This window comes from Thalassospira sp. MCCC 1A02491, assembly GCF_001613785.1.
Classification (GTDB): domain Bacteria; phylum Pseudomonadota; class Alphaproteobacteria; order Rhodospirillales; family Thalassospiraceae; genus Thalassospira; species Thalassospira povalilytica.
The window spans coordinates 18826-36404 of record NZ_LPVX01000005.1 but is presented as its reverse complement, the minus strand read 5'-3'; the positions used below and the strand labels follow the sequence as shown (position 1 = coordinate 36404).

Below are 17579 nucleotides of genomic sequence, written 5' to 3'. Positions count from 1 at the left end.
AAGGCAGGAACCGTTTCCGGCCCTGCCTTTTGTTCAGATTGTTCGGCAAACAGGCTGTTTCAAGCCCGGCCAGATCATGCGCCTAGCGGGCCAGCCGTTTGATCTGTGCCTCGTCAAGTGTGGTGCCATCGAATTCAACGCTGACATTGCCATCCCCGACATTTCGCACAATTGCCCGAACCGGCCCCGGAATCCCGGGAAGATCAAGTTCGATCCTGCTGCTTTTGGCGAAGTTTTCATCGGTATGGAGCAACGCCCCCTTTTCCGAGACGTTTTCAAGACGCACACGGCAAGAATTGCTGCCTTGGCGTACCGCGACCTCGATCGCGGTGCGATGGCGTTTTGACCGGCGGCGATCAACATCGGATGTCGATGTACGAACGACTTCGACCAGAACAAGCCGCAAGTCACGCACAGCCCCAGCAACCTGATCGGCAAGTGTTCCGACCTCGGCGGCCATTCGGCCGGTTTCCGATGCCTCGCTTGAAACTTCACTGATGCGCAGGGAAACTTCGCGCGACGCGGCGGCCGTTTCACTAACATTTCGGGCAATTTCGCCCGTAGCGGCACTTTGTTCTTCGACCGCGGCTGCGATTGCTGTCGATACTTCGTCCATTTCGTGGATTTTTTCGGCAATCGTTGCCACCGCATGCACCGCAGAATCGGTAACTGACTGAATTTCCGCGATCTGACGGGTGATCTCATCGGTTGACCGGCTGGTCTGGGTCGCCAGGTTTTTGACTTCCTGGGCCACCACGGCAAAGCCCTTGCCCGCATCTCCGGCGCGCGCAGCCTCGATCGTAGCATTAAGAGCCAGCAGGTTGGTCTGTTCGGCGATTCCGGAAATAAGTTCGACCACCTCGCCAATGCCACGGACGCTTTCGGCCAGTTGGGAAACCGTGCTTTCGGTTGATCGGCTTGCCTCGACGGCGTCTTCGCTGACACGGTTGGCGCGCGCGATCTGGCTGTTGATTTCACCCAGCGACGAATTAAGCTCCTCGCCCGCGCCAGCGACAGCTTCGACCGTTGCCAGTGCCTGGGTTGAGGCCGACGCCACGGTTTCAGAATTGCCCTGCACCAGATCGGCAGATGTCGACATGCGCTGTGCCGCATCGGCCAGTTCGTTGGTCTGCCCCGAAATGGTATCGACAACGCGACGGGTTTCGCTTTCGACGCGTTCAGCCATCTGCATCAGGGATTTCTGACGCTGTTTTTCGGCTTCTTTCCGGTCGGCTTCCTGCTGTTCGCGCATCTTGATGTTATTCACGCCGGTCTCGCGGAAGATGTGCATCACCCGCACAAGATCGCCGATTTCATCACCGCGGTCGGATTTCTGAAGTTTCAGGTCGTAATTGCCATCGGCAAGCTTGGCCAGAATGCCGACACTTTCGGCGACCGGCTTGGAAATCCGGCGATGCATTACCCAGGCAATCAGCGCACAGATCACGATCGATGCAATCGTCACCCCGGTCGTCAGCCAGAAGATCGACTGAACGCTTTCATCCAGGGCCACCAGCTTGTCGACCAGTTCGGTCTCGACCGAAATCGCATAGGCATCGGTGTTTTCGACTGCCACTTCCAGGGCTGCGGCAAGTTTTGCCGCTTCGGCGTCGAAATTCGCCATCATCTTGTTGCCGACTTCCGGGCCACCATCAATGTAGCCCTGCGCCATTTTCTTGCCTGCGGCGTAATATGCCGGGAAGGCGGCATCAACGGCCTTAAGCGAACTCAGAAGTTCGGACTGCCCCAGTTTGCCGGCAAGCGACTTTGCGGTTGCAAGGTTTTCAGTCAATCCCTTTGCCGCGGCCTCGGCTTCGTCAAAGCCGTCATTCAGCCCATCAAGTCCGCGTGTGGCCGAAATATCGGTCAGCCATTGCTGAACCTGGATCACATTATAACGCGCACCTTCGATGCTTTTGATCAGGCGCGGAATATCGGTACTGGCGACAACCCCGATTTCGGCGGCTTCGTGCGTTGCCTTGCTGCCATCCGAGTTCACCACCCCTATACCGACAGCGACCACGATCAGCATGACCACAATGATCGCGTTCGACAGGGCAATTTGCCCGGCAATCCTTAATTTCATGAAATAATCCCCGTAAATCCCATTGCTGCCCCCACACAGAAGGACAGCACCCCTCGCCATTCGTATAGTATCTGTACGAAGCAAAGGGAACTCTATTTTTCAAACTACACCGCTGATCTGCCAACCGGGTTGATCTGGATCGTCGCGGACTGGAATTTCAAACGGCTTTTCTAGGGGAAAAAGATGACAGGCAGCTGAAAGAAACCGGCAGCACGCCGGTCGGCCGGATGGTCTTAGCCCAGCTTCTTGCCTTTTTGGCGGAACACGAACGAAATGATTTCGGCCACCGCCTTGTAATGTTCAGGCGGGATTTCCTGATCGACCTCGACGGTAGCAAACAGGGCACGCGCGACCGGCGGGTTTTCCATGATGGTGATGTTGTGTTCTTCGGCAACCTCGCGGATTTTAAGCGCGATATTGTCCTGGCCCTTGGCGACACAGACCGGGGCGGCCATCGCACCAACATCATATTGAAGTGCCACCGCATAGTGCGTCGGGTTGGTGATCACGACGTCAGCCTTGGGAACGTTTGACATCATGCGCTGCTGGGCGCGCTCCATCCTGATCTGGCGGACCTTTGCCTTGATTTCCGGGCTGCCTTCGGTCTGTTTGTATTCGTCCTTGATCTCCTGCTTGGACATTTTCATCTGTTTGTTGAACTCGTATCGCTGATAGGCGAAATCGAGCCCGGCAATCACCGCCGTCAGTGAAATCGTCGCGATCAGCAGGATCACGATCATGTCGTAAAGTCGTTCAAGGGTCAGACCCAGCGACATTTGGGGATAGAGCTCGATATCAAGCATTTCGGGCATGATGACCAGTGCCAGAACCACCCCGACCAGAACGATCTTGCTGACATTCTTGGCAAATTCGACCAGCGTCTTGAGAGAAAACTGGTTTTTCAACCCGTTCAGGGGATTGAGCTTGTCGGGTTTGGGTTCGATACGTTCAACCGCAACAACGATGCCGTTTTGCACCAGATGCCCGGCCGCGGCAAAAAACACCAGCAACACAAACGGAATGCCCAGCACCCAGAGCATACCGATAATGATATCCTTGAACAAAAGAGGCAGCCCGGCATCGGACACATCATACATGTGCGGATGTTCGATAAAACCGACGGCAAGATCACGGACGCTTTCGGCCATGGTCGGGCCCATCATCACCGTGACAAGACCACCACCAAACAACAGCATGAAGTTGCCGACTTCCTTGGAAACCGGCACCTGACCCTTTTTTCGGGCATCCTCAAGCTTTTTACTTGTGGGGTCTTCTGTCTTTTGGCTGTCGTCTTCTTCTGCCATTGGCTAACCCGTGCTTGGCGGACAGTTGCGCTTTGCTGCGCGGCACCGCCCTAGGGATTGAGAAACGCCTCAAGCCCGTTCTCGAAATAACCGAGATAGACCATCATCATGGATGGCAGGGCCAAGGTCAACAGAAGCAAGGCCAGCGCGATCTGAATCGGCATGGCCACAAAGAATACCGGCAATTGCGGCATCAGCTTGTTCAGCAAGCCGAGCGCAATCTGCAAGCAGATCGCCACAATCAGAAACGGCGCGGATAACTGGGCGGCGATGATGAAACTGTCATTGAGTGCATTGGCGAAAAATTCGCTCATATCCCCGACCGGCAGCACCCCGCCCGGCGGAAACAGTGAATAGCTTTCAAAAACCGCCTGGATCATCAGATGATCCATCCCGGTCGCAAACAGCAAAACCAGCCCGACCTGCATCAGGAAATTGCCGGTTACCGCACTTTGCGCCCCCGATAATGGATCGGCGGTAAAGGCGTTTGCCATTGATGACAAATAGGCAATGATCGACCCGGCAGTCTGAAGCCCGGCCATCATGACCTGACCAAACAGGCCAAAGAACAAGCCCACCGTAACCTCATAGCCGATAAACAGCAAAAGCGACGGCGCATCGGCCGGTTGCGGCGGGAAAAGCGGCCCTGCCAGCGGCGAGATGACCACCGCAACCCAAAAGGCAAAAATCAGCCGTGCGCGCGCCGGAACCGTGCGTGCCCCGATGCCCGGCATAAAGGCAAAGGCAGCCCCGACCCTGGCAAATGCCATCAGGACAACATAGACATTAAGAGTAAGAAGCTCCTGAAGATCCATATGTCTTCGACCGCCTTACATCAACGCGTCAGCCCGGCGTTTCGCCGCTAATTGGGCAGGCCAATGAAATGGTCCACCATACGCCCCATGAATTCGGTCATTTCCGTAATCATCCAGGGCAGCAACACCAGAAGTGCAATGAAAATCACAAGGATTTTCGGAACGAAGGTCAGGGTCATTTCCTGAATCTGTGTCAGGGCCTGAAACAGCGCGATGATCAGACCAACCCCAAGCGCAATCAACATCAGCGGTGTGGTCACCTTCAGCAGCGTCCATACTGCATCATAGGCCACATCCATGATTTCAGCTTGATCCATTGGTCTTCCCGCCTTCACATTCACGCAGTACCTTGAAGTACCACTGTTATTCATACAGGATTTGGCAAGGCCATTGCCATGATTTCCTGATCGGCAAACCGGTATCGGCAAACAAAAAACCGCACGAATGACGTGCGGTTTCGTTATCAGGCCGGGATCACAGGGATCAGACCGGCATGTTCAGGATGCTCTGATATGCTTCTACAGCCTTGTCACGGACCGAGACCACCGTGCGCAGGGTGACTTCGGCGGCCGAAACGGCGGTCACCACTTCATGAAGTTCCGCATCCCCGGTAATGGCCTTCTGGGTCATCTGTTCGCTATTGACCATGGTTGCGTGGGCATCATGTGCCGCACCGCGCACCATGTCGGCAAAACTTTCCCCCGGGTTCACCTTCGTGCCGGTGCCGGTTACGGTTTCCGCAACGGTATTGGTCTTGCCCGCAGCCGCATTGCGGTAGGCAGAAATGGCATCGTTGAAGCTGGAGACCATGGGTATCAATCCTTAAACTTCTTCAGTCCTGCTTGATATCGCGTGCTTACTGCAGAATATCAAGGGTCTTGAGCAACATGCTGCGCGATGACTGGATCACATTGAGGTTGGCCTCATAAGACCGCTGGGCTTCGCGCATATCCATCATTTCGACAAGCGTTTCAACATTCGGGGTCTGAACATAGCCCTGATCGTTGGCTGCCGGATGGCTTGGTTCGTATTTCATACCAAAATCGGAACGGTCTGGCATTACCTTATTGACCTTGACCATTTCAACACCGACTTCGCGGTCCATGACATTCTTGAACGTCAGAAGCTTGCGGCGGTACGGGTCCTGGCCCGGCGCGGTCGGAAGGCTGTCGGCGTTGGCAACGTTTTCCGCAGCAATGCGCAGACGGGTACCCTGGGCACGCATGCCAGCAGCAGAGATTTTGAAAGCCTTGTAAAGTTCCATGTTTCTAACTCTCTATGCTTGGATTACACGCGGCCAAGGGCCGAAATGAACATTGATTTCTGTTTGGCATACAGACGAGTCATGGTCTGATAATCGACCTGGTTCTCGTTCATCTTGACCATCTGTTCTTCAAGGATGACGGCGTTTTTGCCCGGTGCGACTTCGTAGTTCTTGCGCACTTCCTCGTCCTTGAAGTTCTGCGGTTTGTTCAGACCCTGGCTGTGGCCCGGCGTGGTCGCCTGCATGGCCAGAATGAACTGGCGGTCACGGCCGATATTGTCCGGATCGAATTTCTTGAGATCATTGGCGCGGTAGTTCGGCGTATCGGAGTTGGCGATATTCTGCGCAATGACTTCCTGGCGCTGGGTGAGCCAGTCCATCTTTTCCTTGAGATTGGCGAACATGCCAAGTTTGCCGATATCCATTTCCTGCTCCTTGTCTGCGCTTTCGAGTATTGATCGCGCGGGTAAAGCCGACGTTAACGCCATCGCCCTGATCGGGGCCGGATCGCCCGGACGGTTGATTTTGCCGCCCCTGATGATCCTGCCAAATGAAATGCATGAAGCGTGCCAAAGAATGAAAGAGCTTTGAAATCCCCCGGATTGCGGGCAATTGACGGCGGGTACTAGACCCCGCGTTTGAAAGCAGGCATATTGTGACCGATCTGGCAAATTGAGGTTGCCATCTATCGAAACCGGGACACTGTATGCTCTATCTCACACGAAAAGTCGGCGACTCCGTTGTCATTGACGACAATATCGAAGTCACCGTCGTTGAGGTCCGTGGCAAGACCGTCAAGCTTGGCTTTACTTTCCCCGAAGATGTTCAGGTTCTTCGACGCGAACTTTATGACCGTATTCAGGAAGAAAACCGTTCGGCTGCGGTCAGCGAAGACATCATCCGCCATCTCGGAGGATCAAACAGTCCTGCCAAGGGCAGCAGCGACAAGGAATCAGATACCGACGAGAATGTTGGTAACAGCTGATTAATCCACGCAATGCCGGGATGTCCGGCGCGCAAGACAAACATATCGCCTGATTTCAGGCACCGTCATCTTCCAGGCAGGTAGCCCGGATATTGACCTTCATCTCGCTCTCATTTGGCATTTATCACTGATTTTGTTGTGGCTGGCGATCTGCTGTGCCGACAACGATTTGTTGACCATCTTTGATCTATGGTCGACGCTTGATCATGACAGCCAGGCACCTGTGTCCTGAATTGAAGGGCCTTATGAGCGGGAAAAAGCCCACCTATGACATTACCGATACACCGGCAAGCAAGACGGAAAATCTTGCCGCACCGGGCGAGCACGGCCAGAAGGCCGTCGCACTTCGGTATGCCCATGGGCGTGACAATGCCCCCATATTAAGTGCCAAGGGCGAAGGCAGCGTTGCGGAACAGATTTTGCAAGTCGCCTTTGCCAACGGGATCAAGGTCCGCAAGGATACGGATCTGACGGAAATTCTGATGGCCGTGGATGTCGACAGCGAAATCCCGCTGGAGGCCTTTGCCGCGGTCGCGGAAATTCTGAACTATATTTACCGGATCAACCGCATTTACGGTGGTTCGTCACGCAGCCAGACCGAGCCGAAAGACGAGGTCGCGGCAACGACATCATTTGATCGCAACGGGGAAGGCCAATCATGAGCCCTGAACAATTCAAGCCCGATCAGTTCAAGAAAGATCTCAAGCGCGTTCTGTCCCTGATCCGGACCGGGCAGCGTTATCTGGAAGACGGCAAGGTTGTCGAACTTTCGGCCCTTGAACACCGGATTGCCGATCTGTGTGATCAGGCCCGCGCGATGGGAACCGAGCAACGCCGTGAAATTGCCCCGTTGCTGGCGGCTCTGACCGATGAACTGGGCCAGCTCGAAAGCAACATGCAGCAGGAATATTCCGATATTCAACGTCAGCTGCGCGGCATCAGCAATACCGCACAGGCAACAAATGCCTATGCACAGGCTGCACGCACGAAATAACCGCTATCAGGCCGGGAAAAGTCCGCCAAAGGACTGATTTCAAACGGCCCGGCCAAGCCATTTGTGCCGATGGCAACTTGCCTGCGTGCAAGGGGCACGGTAAACAGAATGATCAAAGGCAGCCAATGGTCATGATTGGCCCGGCTGTCGGGCCTGATGGCCTTTACAGGGTGTTGACGGGGAAAGATACCTAATGGAATTAAGCGCCTATTACCGGTTTGTTGCCGCCCTGGTGTTTGTGCTGGGGATCATCGGTATATTCGCGCTGGTGGCGCGGCGCATCATCCCCGGTGCGCGTAACATCAACCGGCGCGGGGCAAAGCGCCGGCTTTCGGTGGTCGAAGTTGTTCCCGTTGATACCAAAAGACGACTGGTTCTGTTGCGGCGTGATGACACCGAACATCTGGTGATGCTTGGTCCGCAGGGCGATACTGTGATTGAACGCAATATCGGCACACATTTTGTCGATCTGATTGATAGCGACATAGCCCCCGATCACACCACCGACAGCAACAGCACACAGGATTCCGATCCCAACGACAGGAAAAACCCTGCATGAGCCGCACCGAGCAACATTCCCCGTCACCCCCCGCCCCGCGTCCGGCCAAAACCGGATGGCGCGCGCCGCGCTGGTTGACGTTATGTGCGATCTGGTCACTGATCCCCATGATCGCATTGCTTGCCGGTGGCGACACGGTTCAGGCCCAGACATTCAATTTTGATCTGGGCGATGGACCGGGGGTTACATCCTCCGGGCGCTTGATCCAGCTGATCGGCCTGATCACGGTTCTGAGCATCGCCCCGGCCATCCTGATGATGGTGACGTCCTTTACCCGTATCATCGTGGTCCTGAGTTTGCTCAGAACGGCATTGGGTATTCAGCAATCCCCGCCCAACCAGGTTCTGATCAGTCTGGCGATGTTTTTGACCCTGTTCATCATGATGCCGACCCTTGAACGCGTCTGGGACGAGGGGCTGGAACCGATGATCAATGGCAATATTGACGAATTCGAAGGGTTCGAACGTTCTGTCAAACCGGTTCATGATTTCATGATGACCCAGGTCCGCGAACGCGATCTTCAGCTGTTTGTCAATCTGGCCGGGGTTGAAGTTACGACACCCGAAACCATTCCGTTGCGGTCGCTGATCCCGGCCTTCATGATCAGTGAATTGCGTCGCGCCTTTGAAATCGGCTTCCTTTTATTCATTCCGTTCCTGATCATCGACATGGTGGTGGCCAGTATCCTGATGTCGATGGGCATGATGATGTTGCCCCCGGTCATCATTTCCCTGCCCTTCAAGCTGATTTTCTTTGTGATGGTTGATGGCTGGTATCTGATTGCCGGATCACTGGTCGAAAGTTTCGGCCGTTAGCGGGCGCATAGCCCCTGCCAACCACAGACAAGACAAGACACCGGAATTATAAAAGCCGCCAAGCACAAGCTGGCGGCTTTTTTGCGGGCTTTGCCCATTGGTTCCCTAGACTCAGGCACTCCGGCTTTTGCCAGATGGGGGTGCACACAATGGCAATGTGCGAAACCTGTCAGGACCGCCGTTTTGCAGCCTTGAACACATCCTGTTCAAGCGGCTTCAGGCCAAAGCTGCCCCGGCGCGGCCCCGGGTTGTCGGCAACAAACTTTTCGGCGATCTGGCGTTCGCGTTCGGTCATGCGGGCATGGATCGCCCCCATTTCACGCTGGGCCTGACTGCCTTCGGTCGGTGAGGACATGCGCAGCCAGTAATACGCCAGAATATTATCCTGCTCGACACCGCTTCCGATCGCATAAAGCCGACCAAGTGCGGCCTGACCATTCGACGATCCCTTACGCGCGGCACGTTCATACCAGCTTGCAGATCGCGCCATATCAACCGGCACACCAAGGCCATGTTCATACATGACCCCGATCAGGTGATAGCCGCCCGGATGGCCAAGTTCTGCAAGATCCATGGCAAGATCAAGCGCACTGGCATAATCGGGTTCGCGATGCGGCACCCCAAAGATCAGGATTTGCGTCATCTGATATTTCGCAGATGCATCGCCCTGATCACAGGCATTCATCAACATCGTCCAGCCCCGGTTGAACAGTTTCAGTTCCGGGGAATGACAGAAATACATCGCAAGATTGGCCTGCGCATAGGCATCGCCTTCGCTTGCGGCCAGTTCAAACCAGCTGATGCTTTCGGCAATATTGCGTTCCGCACCAAGCCCGACCCCCAGCGCATAGCCAAGGGCGGATGCGGCTTCGATGCTGCCGGCACGGGCGGCACGCATGTTGAATTCAAATGACTTGGCCGGATCACGGTTCACACCGCGCCCTTCAAGATAAAGATAGGCAAGAACACTGGCCGCGGACGGATCGTTCAGATCGCTTGCGCGCTCGAAATATTCGATGGCCTTTTCATCATCCTGGGCAACGCCCCAGCCATTGAGATAGCAAACACCAAGATTATAAAGGGCTGCAACCGATCCGTATTCGATAGCTTCTTCGAACCAGTGCGCGGCGGTCTCGGCATTTTCCTGAACACCAAGGCCTTTGGCATAGAGATAGCCAAGATTGTTGGCCGAAATCGGTTCGCCCGATGATGCTTCTTCGTGGAACCAATAAGCCGCTTCGCGGTACCATTGCTGGCCTTCGCCAAGGTCTTCGGAAACCCCGAGTCCCTTGCTGCGCATATAGCCATAGCAAACGGCGGCAAACGCACGGCTTTGACGGTGAATCTGGTCAAGAATACGACGGGTCGCGGACTCGTCACGCGGCATGCCATCGCCCTGAAAATGCTTTTGGGCAAGCGAAAGCTGCGCGAAAATGTCCTTTTCGACATTCGCCTCATCGTAATAGACCATTTTAAGAGCACGATCCATCACAGCACGACACTCGCAATCACACGTTCAAACCAGCAGAAAACGGGCGCAAACTCCACAGTTTGGCGAAGCTCACCCACGTTACAGATTTATCGAACGTTAATTTATAGCACTAAGCTGCGACTTTTCCAACTGATCGCGATAGGTCGCAAGGAAGCCCTGGAAGTTTTCGACCTCATCCACCTTGTCGGCAAGGGTGCGATAGTCAATCAACCCCTGCGTTGGTGATGACGTAATCAGGTTGAATGCTTCGGCAAACGGGCTTTGTGCCATGCCTTCGCCATAGCGGCGTTTAAGCATGTTAAGCGTGCGTTCCTGCCCTGCCATGGCAAGGTTGACCGCCCAGTTCAAAAGATAGCGCGCCCGTTCATCATTGATTTCGCCGGTCGGGCTTTTTTCATCATCACCAACCAGACGCTGGAAGGTTTCGGCCGCCGACATATAGTCGCGGGTCTGGCGGTAATAATCGACGCGGAGCAATTCCGCATTCTTGGAAAAATCACCGTCAAGCGATGCGATGGCCTCTGCCCCGCGATCGGTATCAAGCAAGGCACGCGCCTTAAGATGGCGGCGCTGGGTTGCCAGTTCTTCGGATATCGCCGGATCGTCGGTGTTATCAATGACGCGAATGGTTTCTTCGGGTTTGCTGTCAAGCAGATAGACAAGACCAAGGCGTGCACCCACGCGGGCCTTTTCCACCCCCTGAAGGCGGAAATCGACCTGATGTTCCAGAAGGCTTTCGGCGCGCTCAAACAGTTCGACATCCACCATGCGATCGGCAAGACGCCGGATCAGTTCATCGCCCTTGTCGCCAGCCGGGGTCAGTTCGCGGAACTCGTCATACAGGGCAACCGCCTTGATCGCCGAGATATTGTTGATGTCCTCGCCAAGGTACAGATTTTCAAACGTCTTGTGCATCAGGTCGGTGGCCTCGGCCGCGACCGGCTTGTTCGGGAAGAAGATCGCCACCTGACGAAGCGTATTCAGCCCGTCGCGGAAATCCTTGTTCTCGATCTGAAGTTCACCAATCCGTTTGAGCAACGCCATCTCGAACCCGTCACCACGCCATGCAAAACGCAGTTGCTGAAGCTGTTCAATCGCGTCTTCCACCGTCAGGCGCTGCAAGCGCATCAGCAATTCCGTGCGGTCAAAGATCGCATGGGCGCGGGCTTTGCGGTTGTCGCCTTCGGCCACCTGATCCCAAGTCGCGACCGCCTGTTCAAGTTCGCCGGCTTCTTCTTCGAAGAACCCCTTGAGATACTGCACATCCATGATTTTGGATTCTGACAGCCCGTCGGTCACCAGCATCTTTTCAATCAGATCCATACCCGCATCCGGGTTGCCGACAATAAGCGCCTGCTCGGTCGCAAGCGGTCCCAGCCGCGACAGCAATTCCGGCGGATAGAAATCAAGAATATGGAAACTTTCAAGCAGGTCCCGCGCCCCTTCGTTGGGACGACCAAGGGCCGCAAGGGTCACCGCCCGCCACAGCTTCATTTCCGGAATGGCACGCAGGCGCTCGTCCTCAAGCAACCGGGCCGCTTCGGCATAATCGCGATCCAGGAACTTGACCGCGGCCTTAAGGGCGCGGAACTGCAATTTCTGGGCAATCAGCGGATCGTCGCCTTCCATGGCCGATACAACCGCGTCGGCCTCGGGACCAAGGCCATTGGCCATGTAATACTGCGCCAGATCAAGCCGGGCCTTGTTGCGGTGTTCATCCCCGCTTTCTGCAATTTCACGGCGCAACTTGCGGATCGATTTATTGAAATTGTCAAGTCCGCCCCGGCGCCACGTATCCAGATCAAAGATCAGACCTTCGCGCCCGTCACCCGTGCTGGCGCGGACCCCGGTGGCCGATGCCAGCAACCGTGCGCCTTCGGGCGAAATGTTCAAACCATCGGCCGCGGTCACAATAACCGCCTGCCCATCGTCGCGATCGGCAACCTGGACACTTTCATTCATCGGCGCAACGACCACGCCCTGCACCGATGGCAGGACTTCGAATTCCGGATAGCGCAGGGCAACTTCAATGCCGTAACCTGATTGCGTGGTGGTCACGACCCGCAAGGTATCGCCGACTTCGGGATCATCGATCGGAATGATCGGCCCGACATCTTCAAGCGGCACAATCAGGCGCGCCCGGGTCTGGTCATCAAGTTCGATCGACGGGCCAAGTTTTTCAACCGGCTGCATGGTGCCCTGTTGCAGGGTCACGCGCCAGTCCCCGGTCGGGGTTCGTGTCGTATAAAGGCCAATCCCGTCAGGGATGGTCATGCGCAATACCGTGGCATAGGGGCTGTCGATCTGTTCGATCACGCCGATGATCTGGGCGGCTTCCTGACGGACGGTATCAAGATCAAGATTTGCCCGCACATCAAAGGCCATCCACAGGAACCCGGCGCGCGACCAGACAGCCGCCCCACCCTGCTGCCCGAACGGGAAGCCAAGGGTCATTTCCGTTGTCGTCTGCTCGACCGTTACCGACAGGTCGCCAATGCTTGCCTGTTGTTGTGGTTCGCCATTTGCGCCCGGGGTTGGCGTCTGTGCCGCATCGGCTGCCTGTGCCGCAGGCGTATCAGGCGTTTCGGCGGCGTCTGATGCGGCTGTGCCGGTCCCTGTCGCGTTCTCTGAGGCGGTTTGGGTGGCGGTTTGTGGTGCCGGTGCGTTTGGTGCGGCAGGGGCAGCTGGCGCATCCGTCCCGGTCGTGGCGTTATTGCCGCGCGTCTGGTTTGTCTGACGCGTCTGTGCCGTTTCTGCCGCCGGGGCGCGCTGCGCACCCATGATATCAACCACAACCTTGTTACCCGACCGGAAATGGCGCAGTGGGCGGGCCGGATTTGTTTCAATCACAACATCAAGCGGGTTGGTGGCCGCCTGACGGATGCGGACCCCTTCGGGCAGACGGCGTGACAAACCGGTCGCATCAATCCGTGCCGGGGCGTCAAAGGCAATGGTTTGCGCCCCCTGATCGCCATCAAGGGCGTAATCAGTCCGGTTCGGCCAGTCAAATACCAGCCGGTAAAATGTCGGATGGCGGCCGACCCGCACATCAAGAAGGTTCGCCGCCGCATCTGATGCCGCCGGTGCCGTATTTTCGGTCGCAACGGTTTCAACCGGGCTGACCGGGGCCGGTGTGATTTGCGGTGTTTGATCTGAAGCGGGCCGGGTTGGCGGTGTGGGGGCCGGAGCGGGAGCAGCCTGCGGCTTGTCAAGAATATCGAGCACGACGTTGCTGCCAACATTAAAGGCGCGCACTTCGTAATCGTCACTCAGCACAAAGGCGACGGTTCGGCCATCCGGATCAAAAAAGCCGTCCGAAACATATTTTGAAACCGGGTTCAAAACCCCGCGCAAGGATGCCACAAGCGGTTCGTCGAAACGCACGACAAGCTGGTTGCCGATGATTTCAGCGCTGTAATTGACCGGCTTGTTCCATTGCAGAACAATTCGTCCATAACCGCTATGCAGCCCGGAGCGGATGATAACAGGATCCACTACCTGGGCCATTGCAGGGCGCATTCCGCTAACGGGCAACAACATTGCCGTGGTGGTCGCGACTACAACCGCCAGCAGGACGCGCACGGCAAATTTTGCCATACTTACGTGCCTCCGATACCGCTTCCACCATGCGGCTCGATGACAATATCAACGCGTCGCGCCATCACAAAGCGCGCCTCTTCATCAAGCAGCTTCGGAAGCTGGTCGTACCTTGATGCCGCAAATCCGTAAATATTTATGTAATCTGTGTAGCCCGATCTTTTCAACTCGTTGGCGACTGCCCCAGCACGGGCCAGTGACAGTTCCCAGTTCGAGGCATATTGTCCCCGCCCACTCAGCGGTCTCGGATCGGTATGGCCCTGCACACCAATGCGGTTGCCGATATTGCGCAAAACACCACCAAGCACGAACAAGGCCTGTTTTGCCTTGGGGGTCATATCCGAACTGCCCGAAACAAAAAGAATATCCCCAGGAAGGGAAATGACCAGCTTGTCGGCATCGCGCGACATGCGCGCGTCGCCAAGTACCGGGTTGTCATCAATCGCGTCGTCAATCACCGCACTGAGATAATCAAGGTTCATCGCCGGTTTGCGATAAACACGCGGGATGTTCAGACTTGCCATCGGCTCGTCATTTTCTTCCTTGGGGGCGGGTTTGATGCTTTGCGACAGCGCATCAACAACCTCGTCCCAGCGGTCGATCTTGACCTTGGACATGGCAAACAGCATCACAAAGAATGTCAGCAGCAGCGAAATCAGATCCGCAAGGCTGAGCATCCAGACCGGTGGCCCGTTGGGTCCGGTATCCTTTTTGACTTCATCGCTCATCAGCCACCTCCTCCGGCCTGCGGTCCAAGCGGAATAGGCTGGTTCACGGCGGGCTGATTGTTGCCCGGCAGCGGAATGGCCATTTTCGGCGGGATCATCATCTGGCCCGGTGTACCGCTTGGCACACCGTTGCCTGCACCGTTTGACGAACCGTTGCCGTTGCCCGACCCGGCAGGCAGGTCCGAGCCATTGGCATTGGTGCGTTCAATCGGGGTTGGCGGCTCTTTCGGGCCGAAATTCCAGAAGAAACGGAATGTGACAATGAACGGGTCCGCCCCGGGATCAATGCCGACATAAAGATGATCTTCGGGCGCGCCGACATCAATCAGTTCGCGGGCAAACGATCCGGCGCGCGCGATCTGAAGATTGTTGTCGATTTCGATCACGCCCTTTGATTCGATCTGGCTGCCCATCACCATTTCCATCTCGTAGGAGGCATAGCCTTCGTCATCGGCCAGAACCGCGGCAAGCTGTTTCATAAAGCTTGCCTGACGTTCGCGGATCAGAATGGAATTGGGATCAAACAACTGATCGACATGCATGATGATTTCCATCAGTTTGCCGGGCTGAATGACTTCAACCCGGACAACCTTGATGGCAGTCTCAAACAATTGACCAAGCTTTTCCTGCACATCCTCGGCGGCAACAACCGGACCTTCGATCGAGGTCACGGTTTGCAGGCTGGTGGTTGGTGGCAGGATGGCCGCAAAGGCAGAGGAAAGGCTTTCCTGCACCTCGCGGGTTTTGACCTCTTCAAAGGTCGAAATGGTATTGAGCAGAATGAAGAAGGCAAGCAGCAAAAGATAGAGAGCCAGAAACAGCGCCACCGCCCCGTTCGCAGGGGGGGATGGTGGTGTTGGTCCGTCGTCCTCTATCTCCGCCATGTCAACGCCACTTAATTGAACATCGCGTCGATGTCAGCCTGCGAAACGCCTTTGCCCTCAAGCTGCGGCCCGTTGAGCAATGCTTCTTCGCCTTCCGGTTCTTTTTTCTGCTTTGGATTGGCGGCGGCATATTTGGCAATTTCGTCGCCAAATGCGGTCACCAGACCCTCAACCCGTTCTTCGATGGATTTCAGCGCCTTGATCACCTTGGTCGTGCGCTGACCTGTGATGTCCTGGAAGTTACAGGCTTCATAGACACGCATTGTCGCATCGGTAACGACTTTGGCCTGTTCGGGCGGCAAGGTCGTGGCGAATTCTTCCAGCGCATCCATGGCGTCAAGGATTTCATGCGTGGCGCCGGCCGTCGCATCCACGATGGCATCAAGCTCATCGGTGGCGTTCGGGATATATTCGGCCTTGATGTCATCGGGACGAAGCGATGCGATTTCGGACTTCATCTTGCGGATGATGCCCGACAATTCATCAAGTTCACCAAACAGACGTTTCTGATCGTCGGACGGCGCATCCCCCATAAAGCGGGACAGCTGATCCATCAAATCAGACAGTTGCTCGACCTTCAGATCGTCACCATCAAGGCGCGCACGAAGATCGTTAAGCAACTTCCGGAGTTCGTCCTTGGACGCTTTGGACATAGCGGTATCGCGGGACACAGGCCCCGCGCTCCTGATCAGAAATCGCCAATAACCGTTTTCATTTTGCCTTTCAACGTTTCAGCGTTGAACGGCTTCACGATGTAATTGGAGACACCGGCCTTTTTCGCCATAACGACGTTTTCGGTCTTGGCTTCGGCGGTAATCATGATGAAGGGCATATCCTTCAACTTGGCATCGGCACGGACTTCCTTCAACAGCTGAAGGCCAGTCATCGGCTCCATGTTCCAGTCGGAAATCACAAGACTGAACGGAGCTTCACGCAGCTTACGAAGCGCCATGCTACCATCGGTCGCTTCTTCAATATTCGTAAAGTTGAGCTGCCGCAGAAGGTTACGGATGATACGCAACATCGTTTTGTAATCATCCACAATCAGGATCGGCATATTCGGATCGACGGCCATTCACAACTCCATCAGCTATCTGATCTCCCACCCTTGCCGCATATTCCTACGAATACAGACAAGGCCCCTAATAATCGTGATGTACATATTTAATATTGGTTAATCAAGGTTTTTAACCAGAGATCAAATCATCTCATCACATTGACTATTCTCGAAATTTTGGCTGGTTCTTCACTTGAAACAGGCGAAGATCCACCCCAACGTCTTCTCGTTTGCCCTATTGCAATGGCAGCATATTGATATCTTGCTTATATGCCAGTTCGGCTGTCAATGCCCGCGCGCGTTCCGGCGTCATCTGCGACAAAACCGCCGCAGTATTGGCTTCGCGCATGCCAAGGGCAACCTGCAACAGGATATCCATATCCAGATCGTTCCAGATCCTGGCCGCGTCTTTGGGCTTCATCTTTTCATAGACGCTGATCAGTTTCTTGATCCGATCATCTTCCTGGGCTTCCTTGGTTTCGACCAGTCCTTCGATGGCCGTTTTCAAGGATTTCATTTCTTCGATCTTGGCATCAATCCGGGCTTCGGCGGCGGCAATCAGGCTTTCGCGTTCATCAAGACGCTGTTCCTTGCGGTCAAGCTCGCCACGACGCACCGACAGATTCTGAAGCAGATCAATCTCTTCCTGGGTGAACAGGGTCGGGTCACCGCCAAGGGTCGGCGCGATATCGTTCGGGCCGCCTTCACCTTCAAGCGGGGTTCCTTCCATCGTCAGTCCGGCCGGATCATCCAGCCCCGGACCCGCAGCAGACACATCTGCCCCCTGGCCTTCCGGAGTTGCACCCGGGGTCGGTGCCGGTGCCTGGGCCTGTGCCATCTGGACCATGCTGACACCAGCAGGCTGGGACTCAGAAGTTGTCGCAACTTCCCCGCCGCCGGAAAACAGGTTTACCACCCGCATTGACAACACCATCAGCCCAACCAGGACAACCAATGGCAAGATACGCACACCAGACATCTATTCACCTAAGCAATGCG

The 17579-nt window shown here is 55.6% G+C and carries 19 protein-coding genes; 5 read left to right on the top strand and 14 right to left on the bottom strand.

Annotation, left to right across the window (positions count from 1 at the left end; genetic code table 11):
- Nucleotides 1-82: 82 nt before the first annotated feature.
- The 7 genes from AUQ42_RS02920 to AUQ42_RS02890 all read right to left on the bottom strand — a co-directional run bounded on the left by AUQ42_RS02920 (nt 83) and on the right by AUQ42_RS02890 (nt 5894).
- Complete coding sequence (locus tag AUQ42_RS02920; RefSeq protein ID WP_068517469.1) at nt 83-2086, bottom strand: methyl-accepting chemotaxis protein; 2004 nt, start codon at nt 2084-2086, stop codon at nt 83-85.
- Nucleotides 2087-2319: 233 nt separating this feature from the next.
- A complete protein-coding gene (gene flhB / locus AUQ42_RS02915) occupies nt 2320-3390 on the bottom strand; it encodes a flagellar biosynthesis protein FlhB (protein ID WP_068517468.1) in 1071 nt (356 codons plus the stop codon).
- Between the two features lie 50 nt (nt 3391-3440).
- Nucleotides 3441-4205 carry a flagellar biosynthetic protein FliR gene (gene fliR / locus AUQ42_RS02910; protein ID WP_068517467.1) on the bottom strand — a complete coding sequence of 255 codons (765 nt, stop codon included), beginning with the start codon at nt 4203-4205 and terminating at the stop codon, nt 3441-3443.
- Nucleotides 4206-4252: 47 nt separating this feature from the next.
- Entirely contained in the window at nt 4253-4522 is a 270-nt protein-coding gene (fliQ, locus tag AUQ42_RS02905; RefSeq protein WP_068517466.1) for a flagellar biosynthesis protein FliQ, read from the bottom strand.
- Nucleotides 4523-4688: 166 nt separating this feature from the next.
- The gene (gene fliE, locus AUQ42_RS02900) at nt 4689-5015 is read right to left on the bottom strand and encodes a flagellar hook-basal body complex protein FliE (RefSeq protein WP_068517465.1); all 327 of its coding nucleotides are present in this window, start codon (nt 5013-5015) and stop codon (nt 4689-4691) included.
- A gap of 46 nt (nt 5016-5061) precedes the next feature.
- Entirely contained in the window at nt 5062-5469 is a 408-nt protein-coding gene (gene flgC / locus AUQ42_RS02895) for a flagellar basal body rod protein FlgC (RefSeq protein WP_044829525.1), read from the bottom strand.
- A gap of 23 nt (nt 5470-5492) precedes the next feature.
- A complete protein-coding gene (locus AUQ42_RS02890; protein ID WP_068517464.1) occupies nt 5493-5894 on the bottom strand; it encodes a flagellar basal body protein in 402 nt (133 codons plus the stop codon).
- 281 nt (nt 5895-6175) lie between these two features.
- On the opposite strand from AUQ42_RS02890, the gene csrA reads away from it, so the two are divergent.
- From csrA to fliP, 5 genes are all read left to right on the top strand, one after another.
- The gene (csrA, locus tag AUQ42_RS02885) at nt 6176-6454 is read left to right on the top strand and encodes a carbon storage regulator CsrA (protein ID WP_068517463.1); all 279 of its coding nucleotides are present in this window, start codon (nt 6176-6178) and stop codon (nt 6452-6454) included.
- Nucleotides 6455-6699: 245 nt separating this feature from the next.
- Complete coding sequence (locus tag AUQ42_RS02880; RefSeq protein ID WP_068517462.1) at nt 6700-7116, top strand: EscU/YscU/HrcU family type III secretion system export apparatus switch protein; 417 nt, start codon at nt 6700-6702, stop codon at nt 7114-7116.
- Nucleotides 7113-7448: a hypothetical protein gene (locus AUQ42_RS02875; RefSeq protein ID WP_068517461.1), complete on the top strand. Its 336-nt coding sequence runs from the start codon at nt 7113-7115 to the stop codon at nt 7446-7448. The genes AUQ42_RS02880 and AUQ42_RS02875 overlap by 4 nt, the downstream gene beginning before the upstream one ends.
- Before the next feature lie 193 nt (nt 7449-7641).
- Nucleotides 7642-8007 (top strand): flagellar biosynthetic protein FliO, encoded by a 366-nt coding sequence (locus tag AUQ42_RS02870; RefSeq protein ID WP_068517460.1) that lies wholly within the window; start codon nt 7642-7644, stop codon nt 8005-8007.
- A gap of 107 nt (nt 8008-8114) precedes the next feature.
- On the top strand, nt 8115-8822 hold the full coding sequence (fliP, locus tag AUQ42_RS02865; protein WP_068517636.1) for a flagellar type III secretion system pore protein FliP: 708 nt from the start codon (nt 8115-8117) through the stop codon (nt 8820-8822).
- A 169-nt stretch (nt 8823-8991) separates the two neighbouring features.
- On the opposite strand, the gene AUQ42_RS02860 is transcribed toward fliP, so the two are convergent.
- The 7 genes from AUQ42_RS02860 to AUQ42_RS02830 all read right to left on the bottom strand — a co-directional run bounded on the left by AUQ42_RS02860 (nt 8992) and on the right by AUQ42_RS02830 (nt 17559).
- A complete protein-coding gene (locus AUQ42_RS02860) occupies nt 8992-10311 on the bottom strand; it encodes an SEL1-like repeat protein (protein WP_068517459.1) in 1320 nt (439 codons plus the stop codon).
- A 99-nt stretch (nt 10312-10410) separates the two neighbouring features.
- Nucleotides 10411-13911, bottom strand: coding sequence for a lipopolysaccharide assembly protein LapB (locus AUQ42_RS02855; protein ID WP_068517458.1), 3501 nt, complete (start codon nt 13909-13911; stop codon nt 10411-10413).
- Nucleotides 13912-13913: 2 nt separating this feature from the next.
- Complete coding sequence (locus tag AUQ42_RS02850; protein WP_068517457.1) at nt 13914-14639, bottom strand: flagellar motor protein MotB; 726 nt, start codon at nt 14637-14639, stop codon at nt 13914-13916.
- Entirely contained in the window at nt 14639-15523 is an 885-nt protein-coding gene (locus tag AUQ42_RS02845; protein WP_082817696.1) for a flagellar motor protein MotB, read from the bottom strand. The genes AUQ42_RS02850 and AUQ42_RS02845 overlap by 1 nt, the downstream gene beginning before the upstream one ends.
- An 11-nt stretch (nt 15524-15534) precedes the next feature.
- On the bottom strand, nt 15535-16176 hold the full coding sequence (locus AUQ42_RS02840) for a protein phosphatase CheZ (protein WP_068517456.1): 642 nt from the start codon (nt 16174-16176) through the stop codon (nt 15535-15537).
- Nucleotides 16177-16211: 35 nt separating this feature from the next.
- On the bottom strand, nt 16212-16598 hold the full coding sequence (locus tag AUQ42_RS02835; RefSeq protein ID WP_008890394.1) for a response regulator: 387 nt from the start codon (nt 16596-16598) through the stop codon (nt 16212-16214).
- A 217-nt stretch (nt 16599-16815) separates the two neighbouring features.
- On the bottom strand, nt 16816-17559 hold the full coding sequence (locus AUQ42_RS02830; RefSeq protein ID WP_068517455.1) for a MotE family protein: 744 nt from the start codon (nt 17557-17559) through the stop codon (nt 16816-16818).
- Between the last annotated feature and the right edge of the window lie 20 nt (nt 17560-17579).

What these genes read in the sequence shown, in the direction of transcription:
- flhB (WP_068517468.1), bottom strand. Translation starts at nt 3,390, where the DNA reads ATGGCAGAAGAAGACGACAGCCAAAAGACAGAAGACCCCACAAGTAAA.
- AUQ42_RS02850 (WP_068517457.1), bottom strand. Translation starts at nt 14,639, where the DNA reads ATGAGCGATGAAGTCAAAAAGGATACCGGACCCAACGGGCCACCGGTC.
- AUQ42_RS02920 (WP_068517469.1), bottom strand. Translation starts at nt 2,086, where the DNA reads ATGAAATTAAGGATTGCCGGGCAAATTGCCCTGTCGAACGCGATCATT.
- flgC (WP_044829525.1), bottom strand. Translation starts at nt 5,469, where the DNA reads ATGGAACTTTACAAGGCTTTCAAAATCTCTGCTGCTGGCATGCGTGCC.
- AUQ42_RS02890 (WP_068517464.1), bottom strand. Translation starts at nt 5,894, where the DNA reads ATGGATATCGGCAAACTTGGCATGTTCGCCAATCTCAAGGAAAAGATG.
- AUQ42_RS02880 (WP_068517462.1), top strand. Translation starts at nt 6,700, where the DNA reads ATGAGCGGGAAAAAGCCCACCTATGACATTACCGATACACCGGCAAGC.
- AUQ42_RS02860 (WP_068517459.1), bottom strand. Translation starts at nt 10,311, where the DNA reads ATGGATCGTGCTCTTAAAATGGTCTATTACGATGAGGCGAATGTCGAA.
- csrA (WP_068517463.1), top strand. Translation starts at nt 6,176, where the DNA reads ATGCTCTATCTCACACGAAAAGTCGGCGACTCCGTTGTCATTGACGAC.
- fliP (WP_068517636.1), top strand. Translation starts at nt 8,115, where the DNA reads ATGATCGCATTGCTTGCCGGTGGCGACACGGTTCAGGCCCAGACATTC.
- fliE (WP_068517465.1), bottom strand. Translation starts at nt 5,015, where the DNA reads ATGGTCTCCAGCTTCAACGATGCCATTTCTGCCTACCGCAATGCGGCT.
- AUQ42_RS02840 (WP_068517456.1), bottom strand. Translation starts at nt 16,176, where the DNA reads ATGTCCAAAGCGTCCAAGGACGAACTCCGGAAGTTGCTTAACGATCTT.
- AUQ42_RS02870 (WP_068517460.1), top strand. Translation starts at nt 7,642, where the DNA reads ATGGAATTAAGCGCCTATTACCGGTTTGTTGCCGCCCTGGTGTTTGTG.
- fliQ (WP_068517466.1), bottom strand. Translation starts at nt 4,522, where the DNA reads ATGGATCAAGCTGAAATCATGGATGTGGCCTATGATGCAGTATGGACG.
- AUQ42_RS02855 (WP_068517458.1), bottom strand. Translation starts at nt 13,911, where the DNA reads ATGGCAAAATTTGCCGTGCGCGTCCTGCTGGCGGTTGTAGTCGCGACC.
- AUQ42_RS02875 (WP_068517461.1), top strand. Translation starts at nt 7,113, where the DNA reads ATGAGCCCTGAACAATTCAAGCCCGATCAGTTCAAGAAAGATCTCAAG.
- AUQ42_RS02830 (WP_068517455.1), bottom strand. Translation starts at nt 17,559, where the DNA reads ATGTCTGGTGTGCGTATCTTGCCATTGGTTGTCCTGGTTGGGCTGATG.
- AUQ42_RS02845 (WP_082817696.1), bottom strand. Translation starts at nt 15,523, where the DNA reads ATGGCGGAGATAGAGGACGACGGACCAACACCACCATCCCCCCCTGCG.
- AUQ42_RS02835 (WP_008890394.1), bottom strand. Translation starts at nt 16,598, where the DNA reads ATGGCCGTCGATCCGAATATGCCGATCCTGATTGTGGATGATTACAAA.
- fliR (WP_068517467.1), bottom strand. Translation starts at nt 4,205, where the DNA reads ATGGATCTTCAGGAGCTTCTTACTCTTAATGTCTATGTTGTCCTGATG.